The 13,318-nt window shown below is 45.3% G+C and carries 11 protein-coding genes; 3 read left to right on the forward strand and 8 right to left on the reverse strand.

The annotated features are described in order from the left end of the window. Window positions 1-43: 43 nt before the first annotated feature. The 4 genes from IX91_RS11520 to IX91_RS11530 all read right to left on the reverse strand — a co-directional run bounded on the left by IX91_RS11520 (window position 44) and on the right by IX91_RS11530 (window position 3,410). Window positions 44-826: a substrate-binding periplasmic protein gene (locus tag IX91_RS11520; RefSeq protein ID WP_004744823.1), complete on the reverse strand. Its 783-nt coding sequence runs from the start codon at window positions 824-826 to the stop codon at window positions 44-46. Between the two features lie 222 nt (window positions 827-1,048). Beyond that, window positions 1,049-2,635 (reverse strand): AbgT family transporter, encoded by a 1,587-nt coding sequence (locus IX91_RS11525; protein WP_004744822.1) that lies wholly within the window; start codon window positions 2,633-2,635, stop codon window positions 1,049-1,051. Between the two features lie 388 nt (window positions 2,636-3,023). Continuing rightward, window positions 3,024-3,149, reverse strand: coding sequence for a type B 50S ribosomal protein L36 (ykgO, locus tag IX91_RS25830; RefSeq protein ID WP_004744821.1), 126 nt, complete (start codon window positions 3,147-3,149; stop codon window positions 3,024-3,026). Next, on the reverse strand, window positions 3,150-3,410 hold the full coding sequence (locus IX91_RS11530) for a type B 50S ribosomal protein L31 (protein WP_004744820.1): 261 nt from the start codon (window positions 3,408-3,410) through the stop codon (window positions 3,150-3,152). A gap of 116 nt (window positions 3,411-3,526) precedes the next feature. On the opposite strand from IX91_RS11530, the gene tsaA reads away from it, so the two are divergent. Together tsaA and IX91_RS11540 are read left to right on the forward strand one after the other, a co-directional pair. Then, window positions 3,527-4,222: a tRNA (N6-threonylcarbamoyladenosine(37)-N6)-methyltransferase TrmO gene (tsaA, locus tag IX91_RS11535; RefSeq protein WP_004744819.1), complete on the forward strand. Its 696-nt coding sequence runs from the start codon at window positions 3,527-3,529 to the stop codon at window positions 4,220-4,222. Window positions 4,223-4,333: 111 nt separating this feature from the next. Further along, the gene (locus tag IX91_RS11540) at window positions 4,334-6,049 is read left to right on the forward strand and encodes a proline--tRNA ligase (RefSeq protein ID WP_004744818.1); all 1,716 of its coding nucleotides are present in this window, start codon (window positions 4,334-4,336) and stop codon (window positions 6,047-6,049) included. 48 nt (window positions 6,050-6,097) lie between these two features. Here the strand turns inward: IX91_RS11540 and IX91_RS11545 are convergent, their stop codons facing one another. From IX91_RS11545 to lpcA, 3 genes are all read right to left on the reverse strand, one after another. Further along, window positions 6,098-7,495, reverse strand: coding sequence for a serine hydrolase domain-containing protein (locus IX91_RS11545; RefSeq protein ID WP_004744817.1), 1,398 nt, complete (start codon window positions 7,493-7,495; stop codon window positions 6,098-6,100). Between the two features lie 117 nt (window positions 7,496-7,612). Then, window positions 7,613-8,458 carry a class II glutamine amidotransferase gene (locus IX91_RS11550; protein ID WP_004744816.1) on the reverse strand — a complete coding sequence of 282 codons (846 nt, stop codon included), beginning with the start codon at window positions 8,456-8,458 and terminating at the stop codon, window positions 7,613-7,615. Window positions 8,459-8,565: 107 nt separating this feature from the next. Further along, complete coding sequence (gene lpcA, locus IX91_RS11555) at window positions 8,566-9,147, reverse strand: D-sedoheptulose 7-phosphate isomerase (RefSeq protein ID WP_004744815.1); 582 nt, start codon at window positions 9,145-9,147, stop codon at window positions 8,566-8,568. A gap of 307 nt (window positions 9,148-9,454) precedes the next feature. On the opposite strand from lpcA, the gene fadE reads away from it, so the two are divergent. Beyond that, a complete protein-coding gene (gene fadE, locus IX91_RS11560) occupies window positions 9,455-11,908 on the forward strand; it encodes an acyl-CoA dehydrogenase FadE (RefSeq protein ID WP_004744814.1) in 2,454 nt (817 codons plus the stop codon). Window positions 11,909-12,066: 158 nt separating this feature from the next. Here the strand turns inward: fadE and IX91_RS11565 are convergent, their stop codons facing one another. Beyond that, window positions 12,067-13,317: a TIGR03503 family protein gene (locus IX91_RS11565; protein WP_004744813.1), complete on the reverse strand. Its 1,251-nt coding sequence runs from the start codon at window positions 13,315-13,317 to the stop codon at window positions 12,067-12,069. Window position 13,318 lies beyond the last annotated feature (1 nt).

Raw genomic sequence — 13,318 nt, forward strand, 5'->3', positions numbered from 1 at the left:
CACTTACTTTTGCTAACATAAGCTCTCAAGGGTTGACGTAATGTCAGCCCTTTTCTTTTGGTGGCACTGTTTTTAGACTATCGAAGTAGTCATCAATGATGGCTTCATAGCGTCCATCATCCTTCATTTCTCTTAGCACTTGGTCAAATCTGTCTCTAAGCCACTGATGCTCTTTCAGCTTAGAAAACGCGATATAGCTGGGCGTGGCCTCGATTGGCGGCGAGAGTATTTCCAGTGCTTGTTCCATTTGTTCACTAGCCAGAATGCTTCGCGCACCAAAATCATTATTTACCCACACATCAGCACGCCCCGTCCTGACCAAGCGAGCGCAATCTTCAGTTCGGTTGCGCCAAAAGACTAGCCTAAAGCGCCCATCCGCCAATAAAGCATCCATCTGCTTACCATAACTGACTCGATTGACAGCGCAGATAGCGACCGCCGAAACATCACGGGATAAAAAGTCGTAGCTACTTATCTTACTACTTCTTTTTACCACTAAGCTTATATTCTGCGTAAACAAGATCTCATTAGAGTAATCGGCAAACTTTTCACGTGTTGGATTTTTAAATGCGGTAAAGATAGCGTCAGCACGACCAAACTGAACATTACTCAAAGCTCGTGCCCAAGGTAAAACTTCTATTGATATCGGGACATCGAGTTCATCAAACACGGCCTCAACAAGCTCGACGGCCACACCAGATAACTCCCCTTCGCGATGGACGATATAGGGCGGATAGTCAAGCGTGACTAACTGCACTGTGGTTGCACTGACTGCGGGAAGAGAGCACAACCATATCAATAGCGTCAAAGCCCAAAGCTTACCCATGCTCGTTGGCTTGAATTACGGAATGATATGAGCCTGAAGAAAGCTCTGTATTGGAAAGAGCTGAGTTTGTTGATTCATTTTACCTCCAAGGCATAGCGCTCTACCGATAAGTAAAGTTCACCCCTACCACTTGTCAACTCCTCAGACTGTTCAGAAAATCTATAGGTACAAAAAAGCCGGAGCAATGAGCTCCGGCTAAATCGTTCAATAAAGTACGTGTGATTAAGGCGTGTAGTACGTCGCCGCACCAGGACCTACAGGTAGACCCAAGATAAACACCCAAACGTAGAACAGTAAACTCCAACCCACGATGAACACAATTGAGTAAGGTAGCATGGTCGCAATAAGCGTACCGATACCTAGGTTCTTCATGTATCGCGTTGCTACAGCAAGGATAAGACCGAAGTAGCTCATCATAGGCGTGATGATGTTAGTAGTAGAATCACCGATGCGGTAAGCCGCCTGAATAGTTTCTGGCGCGTAGCCAACTAGCATCAACATAGGAACAAAGATTGGTGCTGTTACTGCCCATTGTGCAGACGCTGAACCGATCATTAGGTTGATGAAGCCACACATAAGAATGAAGGCGAAGAACAGCATTGGGCCAGTTAGACCAATCTCTTGTAGGAAGCTTGCCCCTGCAACAGCGAAGACTTGACCAAAGTTAGTCCACTTGAAGAATGCTACAAATTGAGCAGCGAAGAATACCAGTACAATGTACATGCCCATTGAAGACATAGACTTAGACATTGCATCGATAACATCGCGATCTGTCTTCATCGTGCCAACAACTTTACCGTAAACAAAGCCAGGTACAGCAAAGAATACAAAGATAAAGGCTACGATACTCTTCAGGAATGGTGAACCAGCAATGGTACCTGCGTCAGAGCGAAGGATGCCGTCAGCTGGAACGACTGTCCATGCAAGAAGCGCTGAAACCGCTAGTACCGCAAGACCCGCAAGCTTAAGACCTTTTTTCTCTACAGCAGTTAGACCACCCATCTTGTCTTGAGATAGGTCTTCTGACGCTTCTTCATCATTGTATTTACCTAGTTTAGGCTCAACGATTTTTTCAGTAACAAACGCACCAGTGATCGCAATGAAGAAAGTCGACACAAACATGAAGTACCAGTTAACTTCAGGTCCAACCGTGTAAGTTGGGTCAATCATTTGCGCAGCAGTTTCTGTAATACCCGACAGAAGTGGATCAACAGTACCGATTAGCAGGTTTGCAGAGTAGCCACCTGAAACACCAGCGAATGCCGCAGCAAGACCAGCTAGAGGGTGACGACCTAAAGAGTGGAATAGCATTGCCGCTAGCGGGATAAGTACCACGTAACCTAGCTCAGATGCCGTATTAGAAATGATACCTGCGAATACAACCGTTACTGTAACCATGCGCTTAGATGCGCCCATTACCATACCGCGCATTGCTGCCGACAATAGACCAGAGTGTTCAGCAATAGCGACACCTAGCATAGCGACTAGCACAGTACCTAGCGGTGCAAAACCAACAAAGTTTTTCACTAAGTTAGTAACGATTAGCTCCAAACCATCAGCATTTAAAAGGCTGACAACGTGGATCATGCCGTCTGCTGCACGACCTTTCGCACCTTCAGGGCGCGGGTCCATAACAGATACTTCAAAGTAACCTGCAATACCAGATAGCACTAAGATAGCTAAACAGAAGATGGCGAATAGAGTGATAGGATGGGGTAATAGGTTCCCCAAATATTCAACAGCGTCTAAGAAACGCGTAAATAGCGGCTTCTTAGGTGAATTTTGTTTAATTGAAGCAGATGAACTCATCTGTTCCCTCCTTGTAGTTATTCCTGCGCAAATGTGACAAAAATGTTCCAAATGCCAGCGCAGGGTACTCGACAAAATACTCAATTAGAAATGCAAAATGTTACAAAGTGTGTAACAAATCATATCATTTAACGCATTTTGCACAAATAATTAGCAAATATCACCAAAACAAAACCAAATAACAGAATTATAATTTATATAAATACATTCATTCTGTTTATTTAATGACCTTTAAGTCGTTGATTGGTATAAGGAGGAAACTCAACCACCAAAGAGAGGCATAAATTACGCTTATCTATAACCGAGCACTCTGATGGTTTAAGAGAGGGGGAAACGCCTCAAACTGTGATAGTCAAAAATGAGAGCTTTATCCGATTGAGATTGGAGGCTACTTTTGCACCGCTTTAAATCTTGGATTGGTTTTGCAGATAACGTACAAACGCCCTCTTCTTTTGACGATTTGACAATCAGGATGGCGATTTTTAGCACTCTTAAGAGATTTTACGACCTTCATTTACTTGTCCCCTTTAGAAAATTGACCAAATCGACGCTTAAAGTTAGCGACACGACCTTCCTGATGAATGACACGCTGCTTACCTGTGTAGAAAGGGTGAGATTTAGAAGAAACTTCAATCGTAAAGTACGGGTAGGTTTTGCCATCTTTCCACTCAATAGTGCGGTCAGTTTGCAATGTTGAACCGATAAGGAAGTACTCATCAATGCTTGTATCATGGAAAACCACGGTTCGGTATTCAGGGTGAATGTTGGGTTGCATAATTACCTCAATAGAAACTGTTATGTTATAACATTTTAAATAATAATCATTATCACCAAGTTTTACTACTCTTTTTTGTGATACTTTTTCCTCATCACCAAATTGAGAGAAAAGAGATGTATTCCATAGAGCCAATCGGTTTTATTGAAAGCCCATATAAAGAGAAGTTCGCCGTTCCTCGGCAGCCGAGCTTAGTGCCAGCTGCTCGCTCGCGAGTAAAACTAGTTGGAGAGGCGAATAGTCCCGAAGCGGTACGCGGGTTGGAGCAATTCTCCCATGCTTGGTTGTTGTTTCTGTTTGACCAGAATTTAGCGGCAGGATGGAAGCCTACTGTCAGACCACCTCGACTGGGTGGCAATGAGCGTGTAGGTGTATTTGCTTCTCGTTCGACGTTTAGACCCAATGGGATTGGTATGTCTGCGGTTGAAATTAAAGGGATCACAAAACAAGGCGATCAGATCTATCTCGATCTTGGCAATGTCGATTTAGTCGATGGCACTCCCATCATCGACATTAAGCCGTATATCCCTTATTCCGACTCGATTCCTCAAGCACTAGGAAGCTACGCAGACGCGGAACCTGAAAAGTCTCAAGTCCTATTCTCGCCATTAGCCACAGAGCAGTTAGAAACCCGCGGATATCTTGACTATCAAAAGACGGTAATTGAGCAGGTTTTAGCACAAGACCCTCGCCCTGCGTACAAAAAGAACAAGCCTGATAGTAAAGAATATGCGGTAAATTTGTTCGATATGAATGTGAAGTTCACCGTTAACGATAACTTAATAACGGTTACTGCGATTGAAAGCTTTTGACAATGGCATTTGGCTGATATTATAAGCGGCTAACAATTTTCCCCTCGTGGGACTTCCATACTCCTGTCCATTCCGGCTTGAGTATCTAACTTTAATAAACGGATAAGTTAAATGCGTACCAGTAATTATCTTCTTTCTACTCTGAAGGAGACTCCAAACGACGCAGAAGTAGTGAGCCACCAGCTCATGCTACGTGCAGGTATGATCCGTAAGCTGGCTTCAGGTCTCTACACCTGGCTACCTACTGGTCTACGTGTACTGCGTAAAGTCGAAAACATCGTTCGTCAAGAGATCGACAATGCAGGCGCAGTCGAAACATTGATGCCCGTTGTTCAGCCGTTTGAACTATGGGAAGAGACAGGCCGCAGCGAGAAGATGGGTCCTGAGCTGCTTCGCTTTACTGACCGACATACTCGTCCGTTTGTTCTTAGCCCAACAGCTGAAGAAGTGATCACTAGCCTAGTACGCAATGAAGTGAGCTCTTACAAACAGCTACCGCTAAACCTGTACCAAATCCAAACTAAGTTCCGTGATGAGCGTCGCCCACGTTTTGGCGTAATGCGTGCACGCGAATTCTGCATGATGGATGCGTACAGCTTTGATATTGATAAAGAAGGTCTACAGAAGTCTTACGATGCAATGCACGATGCTTACTGTAAGGCCTTCGACCGTATGGGCCTTGAGTACCGCCCAGTACTGGCTGACTCAGGTGCTATCGGTGGTAGCGGTTCTCAAGAGTTCCACGTACTTGCGGAAAGTGGTGAAGACCTAATTGCCTTCTCTACTGAGTCTGACTACGCAGCGAACATCGAAAAAGCCGAAGCACTTGCTCTGGCTGACGAAGCTGCGGCTCCAACTCAAGAGATGACGTTAGTTGACACGCCAAACGCAAAGACAATTGCTGAGCTTGTTGAACAGTTTGAGTTGCCAATCGAGAAGACGGTTAAGACGCTATTTGTTAAAGCATCTGATGAAGTTGACGCTGACCTAATCGCGCTTATCATGCGTGGCGACCACGAACTGAACGAAGTGAAAGCGGAAAACCTTCCTCAAGTTGCAGCTCCTCTAGAGATGGCAACAGAAGAAGAAATCCGTGCCCTAATCGGCGCTGGCCCTGGCTCACTAGGCCCTGTTGGTCTTAAACTGCCATTCATCGTTGACCGCACTGTTGCTGTAATGAGTGACTTTGGCGCAGGCGCTAACGTAGACGACAAGCACTACTTCGGTATCAACTGGGGTCGTGATGTTGAGCTTGGCCAAGTTGAAGACTTACGTAATGTGGTTGAAGGTGATCCAAGCCCTTGTGGTAAAGGTACCATCGCACTGAAACGTGGTATCGAAGTAGGCCACATCTTCCAACTTGGTAATGTTTACTCTCAAGCAATGAACTGTGGCGTTCTTGGTCCAGACGGTAAAAACGTTATCCTAGAGATGGGTTGTTACGGTATCGGTGTTTCTCGTGTTGTTGCGTCTGCAATTGAGCAGAACCACGACAAGTACGGCATCATCTGGCCAGATGCACTTGCACCTTTCCAAGTCGCGATCGTACCAATGAACATGCACAAGTCAGAAGAAGTGAAAGAAGCAGCTGAGAAGCTGTACGCTGAACTGACGGCAATGGGCATCGAAGTTCTATTCGACGACCGTAAAGAGCGCCCTGGCGTAATGTTCTCTGATATGGAGCTAATCGGCGTTCCTCACACTATCGTCATTGGCGATCGTTCAATGAAAGAAGGCAACTTCGAGTACAAGAACCGCCGCTCTGGTGAGAAAACCGCTGTCGCGATGGCTGATATCGTTGAGCATGTTAAAGCTCAGCTAGCGTAAGTTAGCCCCTAGAAATACAGAAGGCCGATGGAGACATCGGCCTTTTTTCTATTTTACTTTCTTGGCAAAGCCATTATAAAACGGCGCCTCTTGGGTTAGCCCTGTCAGTTTGCCTGTTTTGCTGAACTTAAAGTAAAACGTCGATTCAAACTCCAAAGGCTTGAAATGGTTTTCTGCTACTTTGTGTAACGCATAGGCGTCTTGCTTGTAACCTTGAATATAGAGCAACCCATTGCGAATAAAGACATCAGCATAAAAGTCCTCACTGTATTGATATCTTCCAATCAATGGCTTTAACTCCTCAAGATCCACTTTCAACACTTCAGTTTGATAGAGTGGAAAGTCAATCCAACCTTCTGTAAGCGAAACCGCGCGTAATATCTCTTGCGCAAGCTGATCGCCTCTTTGACCATTGGTCAAAACTACCGCCCCGGTACCAAGCTTCGGATAGAGGACAAAGTGCCCTTCAAAGCCGTGGTTGATGCCGCCGTGGAATACATAGCCTTCTTTGCTACTATGATTACGGAAAAAGCCAAGTCCCATAAAGCTTGTCCCAGGGTAATCAATTTGCTGGATACTCTCTTGGCTTAGCCAGGACTCATCGTCTCTAATGTAGGCTTGGTGAACAGCCAGAAGCATACGAGTCAGATCTGTAGGTGTTGTCCACAAACCAGCCGCACTTTTAGCCGCGTATTTGTGCCACCCTTTTGCAACCCATTCGCCATATCGGTGAGCGTGGGCAAACTTTGTGTTCTCTTGATTTTCTGTAGGCTGAACAAAACTAGAGTTGACCATTTTTAATGGCTCAAACACCTCCTGATCCGCTATCACTTCGAACGGCTTATCGTAAACCTGTTCAAGAATGTGCTGGACGAGAATGTAACCGCCATTGGAGTAATGATAGTCCCCCACTACAAACTCTTGCTTTAAAACACCAAGCTTGGAATCGCTACGAGTAAAGATATTCAGCTTAGGGAGCGCTTGATCGCTATCGACCCCCATATAACCTGTATGGTTAAAACCCGCTTTATGTGACAATAACTGACGCAGCGTAACAGGAGACGTCACGACTTTTGCAAACTCTGGTGCAAGCATAGGTTGGATGTACTCATCTAATGTTAGTAAACCTTTCTCCATGGCTCTCAAAGTGATCAAAGTGGTGACTGGCTTACTCATTGAGGCCACTTGATACCTGGTATCAGTGTTAACTAGTTGACCTGATTCATGACTCAAACCATGGCTGAATTGCCACTCTTTTTGACCCTCTTTGAATGTACTAACACTCACACTGGGGATCTGCCAAAACGCCATTCGTTCATCTAATGAGTAACGTAACTCGGGATTAGACGCATACTTATAACTGGCGACTAAGTTAGAAAATGCCTCTGGCTGCTGTGCCAGTACCGACGAGCTTAACAGCACAATGGACAGTAAAAAGCCTCTCATAAACACCTACCTTAAATAATAAAAAACCCATTGATATTATTTTTATATCAATGGGTTAAATATAAACTTTCGACTTGTTCTCAATGATTTTAGAAGCACATCTCGAAATTTGGTTTATTACTCTAACGGTTCGGTAGGTGCCTGACTGGCCACTTTTTTGGGCGCATATGCGACGTCAGCCAGTTCATCGGCATTACCATCGATCAGCTCACCAAAATGGAAAATGCCAAACTCGCCCGGCTTCATTCGGTGCCAAGTTTCATTGCCCGTCAGCGGTTGAGTCACAATGACAGACACAATGTCATTGGGCGTTGTTTCTTCTTGGAAGTTAATTTCCACATCTTCATCAAGTAACGCAGCTTTACCAAATGGCGCACGACGGGTGATCCAATAAAGATGGTTAGTACAGTAGGTCATGACATACTCACCGTCTGAAAGCAGCATGTTAAACACGCCCTTCTCTCTCAGCTTGTCGCAGCACTCGGCAACAAAACGAAACACCCCCACCATATCTTGCGGTGGTTCTGGATACTCATCTTCCATCTGCTTAAGCAACCAACAAAATGAGAGTTCACTATCTGTTTGCCCAACGGGGCGATGTCTACCCGTTACTAAATTTTGGTAATCGCTCAATTGACCATTATGAGCAAAGGTCCAATAACGTCCCCACAGTTCACGGGTAAAGGGGTGGGTATTTTCAAGATTCACTGCACCGCGATTCGCCTGACGAATATGACTTATCACCGCACAGCTTTTAATCGGATAATTCTGTACCAGCTCAGCGATCTTTGAATCGCAACTTGGGTTCGGATCTTTGAAATTACGAAAGCCTTTGCCCTCGTAGAAAGTGATTCCCCAACCATCACGGTGCGGACCGGTATTACCGCCGCGCTGCATCAGCCCGGTAAAACTAAAACAGATATCGGTTGGCACATTGGCGCTCATTCCGAGCAGTTCACACATGGTTTACTAAACTCCCTTAATCCTTGCGTGCGGTTTCTTCTTTAATAGCATAAGCGCCAGCGAATTCGCTAGCGCTTATAGTTATAAGATAAAAACATTAACGGCAATTAAGCGTTTTCCATCTCTTTTTCGATCAGTTGAATCACAATGTGGATGATCTTAATGTGAATCTCTTGAATTCGATCTGCGTAACCAAAATGAGGAACACGAATTTCAATGTCCGCTAGGCCTGCCATTTTGCCGCCATCTTTACCCGTTAGGGCGATGGTTTTCATGCCTTTTGCTTTAGCTGCATCTATCGCTTTTAAGATGTTACCTGAGTTACCCGAGGTTGATAGGCCAAATAGCACATCACCTTTGGCACCCACGGCTTCAACATAACGAGAAAATACGTGGTCGTAACCAAAGTCATTACTTACACATGATAGGTGGCTTGGATCAGATATAGCGATACCTGGTAAACCTGGACGATTTTCGCGATAGCGACCTGTTAGCTCTTCTGCAAAATGCATAGCATCACAATGTGAACCACCGTTACCACAAGAAAGCACTTTACCACCTTGCTTAAATGAATCAGCCAGCATCTTCGCCGCCGCTTCTATTTGCGCAATGTTGTTTTCATCGCTTAAAAATTTATTCAGAACGTCAGCAGCTTCGGTCAATTCGTTTTTAATTAGGTCCTGGTACATAGGTTAATCTCTAATTTTTGTAATAAATAGTTCTGTGTGAAATACAGAAAACGTTACCTACAGAGTTTACTCAAACAATTCTCACTGTCGATAGCTTGCTGATAACAATTCCCGCTTTGTTGCAAATCTTGGTTCACAAAAACCGCATAGCCCATCATTTTTAGACTTTTCACTCTACTTAGATCACTTTTTAAGCAAATACCGGTTTTACATTTTATTAATATTTTGATTACACTTAACTGGTTAGACCTCTTACATGTTATCGGCATAAAACAGATTAAATTCCGCCGTAATAAGGAACATAAATATGGACATCTTGCTCTCTCTACTTGGCTTTACCGCAGTTCTCGCGATCTGCTTATACCACCGCAGTTCACTGCTGCTCTCCATCGCTGCATTAACTGCCACAATGGTTGTGCTCTCTATCTTTGGTAGTGCTGGCTCTCTTAGCTGGATCTTATTCATCGCTGCCATTGCGACCCTAGCAGTACCATCCATCAGACAGTCACTAATCAGTAAAAAAGCCCTAGCTCTATTTAAGAAAGTGCTTCCTGCTATGTCGCAGACAGAAAAAGAAGCGCTTGATGCCGGTACCGTTTGGTGGGAAGCAGAGCTGTTCAAAGGTAAGCCTGACTGGAAAAAGCTGCACGACATTCAAAAGCCTCAGCTAAGCGCCGAAGAGCAAGCCTTCTTAGATGGCCCAGTGAACGAAGTCTGCGCTATGGTCAATGACTACAAAGTGACTCACGAGCTAGCCGACTTACCGCCTGAAGTTTGGCAATACCTAAAAGACAATAAGTTCTTTGCGATGATCATTAAGAAGAAATACGGCGGCCTAGAGTTTTCTGCTTACGCTCAGTCTCTAGTACTGCAAAAGCTAACAGGTGTCTCTAGCGTGCTCTCTTCGACAGTTGGTGTACCTAACTCATTAGGCCCAGGCGAACTGCTGCAACACTACGGTACAACAGAGCAAAAAGATTACTACCTACCTCGTCTTGCAGAAGGTAAAGAGATTCCATGTTTTGCTTTGACCAGCCCTGAAGCTGGATCAGACGCAGGCTCTATTCCTGATTTCGGTGTGGTATGTAAAGGACAATGGGAAGGCAAAGAAGTGTTAGGTATGCGCCTGACTTGGAACAAGCGTTACATTACTTTAGCGCCTGTTGCGACTGTTCTAGGTCTAGCCTTTAAACTGCGCGATCCTGAAGGATTACTTGGCGAGCAACAAGATCTAGGCATCACCTGTGCTTTGATCCCGACTCATCTAAAAGGTGTTGAAATCGGTAATCGTCACTTCCCGCTTAACGTTCCATTCCAAAACGGTCCAACGCGCGGTGAAGACCTATTTGTGCCACTCGACTTTATCATTGGCGGCCCCAAAATGGCCGGACAAGGCTGGCGTATGCTGGTTGAGTGTCTGTCAGTAGGTCGTGGTATTACGTTACCGTCAAACTCTACCGGTGGGATTAAGACAGCTGCACTAGCAACAGGAGCTTATGCAAGAATTCGTCGTCAGTTCAAACAACCTATTGGTCACATGGAAGGGGTTGAAGAGCCGTTAGCACGTTTAGGTGGTAATGCCTACGTGATGGATGCAGCAAGTACTTTGACCGTTGCAGGTATCGACCTTGGCGAAAAACCATCAGTTATCTCAGCGATCGTCAAATATCACTGTACTCACAGAATGCAGCGTAGCGTTATTGATGCGATGGACATTGTTGGTGGTAAAGGTATCTGTATGGGGCCAGCAAACTTCCTTGCGCGTGGCTATCAAGGTGCACCAATTGCCGTTACTGTTGAAGGCGCAAATATCTTAACCCGCTCTATGATTATCTATGGTCAAGGCGCGATTCGCTGCCATCCATATGTACTCGAAGAAATGAATGCCGCCTACTCAGATGCATCCGATGCCCTAGACAAGTTTGATAGTGCGTTAGCAGGCCACGTGAGCTTCACCATGAGTAACCTTATTCGCAGCCTATGGTTAGGTCTGACCGATGGTCGTTTCTCTGATGCGCCAGTGAAAGATTCAACCACTCGTTACTACCAGCAGTTGAACCGCTACAGCGCTAACATCGCTTTCCTATCTGATATTTCAATGGCTGTTCTAGGTGGCTCACTGAAACGTAAAGAGCGCTTGTCTGCACGCTTAGGCGACATTCTAAGCCAACTGTACTTAAGCTCGGCAACGCTAAAACGCTATGAAAGTGACGGTCGTATTAGCGAAGACCTTCCGCTAGTACATTGGGGTCTACAAGATAGCCTGAAACAGACTGAAATCGCTGTCGATGAGTTCTTAGCCAACTTCCCGAATAAATGGTTAGGCAAAGCACTGCGCGTTTTAATTATGCCATTTGGTCGAGTACGCAAAGCGCCAAGCGACAAGCTAGATAGCCAAGTAGCTCAGATCCTACAAACGCCAAGTGAAACTCGCTCTCGTATTGGTCGTTACCAGTATTTTGAAGCGAGTGAATTCAATGCCGTTGGTCGTATCGAGCAAGCGCTTGAAATCATCCTTAAAGCAGAGCCAGTTTTCGATAAGATTTGTAAAGAGACAGGTAAACGCCGCCCATTCTTGCGTCTAGATGAGGTTGCAGCAATCGGGCTAGAAAAAGGGATTATCGATACTAACCAAGCGAAACTGCTGCGTGAAGCTGAAGAGCAACGACTATATGTCATCAATGTTGATGACTTCAGTCCTGAGGAATTAGCAGCAAAGCCTCAACCGCAGCTTTCTTCAGCAATGGATGAAGTCGCGTAAACCTTCACTTAAAACGAAACACATCAATACGAACAAGGGCTGCATTTTTTGCAGCCCTTTTTAGTCAGTAAACCCTAACGTTTATCATTTCAACTGAACGTGCAACTAACCACTTCAGGTTTTACTTATTGAACACGGCGCTTGAGTCGCTAAACAGATTACTTCTTCGGCATTTCCAATTGCATCTCAGGTATCGCTTGCTTACTCGCCTTAAGCTTACGTCTAACAAACCAGACCACTAAGCCGAGAATAACCACCACAACGTTACCGACGCCAATAACAATCATAGTACGAGTACGCTTTTCTTCGCGCATTTGAATCAGTTGCATTTCCTCTAACAGCTTCTGCTGCTTAAGGCGCTCTTCTTCCTGCAATCGGCGCGTCTCCGCCATATCAACTTCCGCCACCACACTATAGGTGTGATCTGTTAAAGGGAAAATCAGCGGTCGCTCAGACCCCATCTCCGTCGCAAACGCTTCGCCAGTCCATGAGTAAAGGCCGATCGCCTCACTGTACGGAATTTCCAGTTCAAGCTTATTGCTTTCCGCTTGTGCTGAACCTTGCACTGACGTCAGCTCACCACTAGGGGAAGTATGCTCAACATGGCCTGCGATTGAACCTGGCAAAATCATCCCCTGCTCGCCAGCCATAACAATACGGTTAGGACTCATTGCGTCGCGAGACTGGATAAAGGTGGTTTGCAAAGGTGTAGGATAAACTAGCACTTCTTGCTCTTGAGCACGCAGAAATACGCCATTGCCCGAAGTAATTCTTACCCGATACTTACCCGGAGCACTCGTAATCGGCAAAGAGACAGTGAATATACCGTCACCCGCAACTTCATCAAGCCCTTGCCCATCATCGGCAAATTCGCCAATCACTTCTGGGATAGGTTTAGCTTCTTTGATCAGCTCATCTTCATTTTCAATATATTTGGTAAAGGTCACTTTAAGTTTGACCCGGTCAAGAAAGTCACGCAGTACCAAAGGTTGGTCATCTGACGTCAATCTGGCGTTAAACTTAATCGACTCCCCTTGGAAAAGGCGATTAGGGAGTTGGTCGGTAGTCAACTCAAGGTGAGAGATGAGCTTAATTTTATTCTTCGGTGTGACTCGACCAATCGCTTGCCACGGTCCTGGCATTGGATTATCAATCGAGACGATATCCATTGAGGACTCTTGATACCAACGGACATTATCTGGGCTACGCCACGCGTAATACTTTTTACCATCCGGTCTAACAAGGACCACTGGCTGAGAGCTTTTTGCGCGATAGATAACAAAGGTAATCTGTTTGATCGAGGGATCAACTCTAAAACGGTTATCCAATAACGACATTGAGGACTCTTCAGCGCTATAACCTAACGCGCTAAACAACATAGCGACTATGGCAATCCAAATCCTCAACATC

The sequence above is a fragment of the Vibrio tubiashii ATCC 19109 genome, assembly GCF_000772105.1.
In the GTDB taxonomy this organism is placed as follows: domain Bacteria; phylum Pseudomonadota; class Gammaproteobacteria; order Enterobacterales; family Vibrionaceae; genus Vibrio; species Vibrio tubiashii.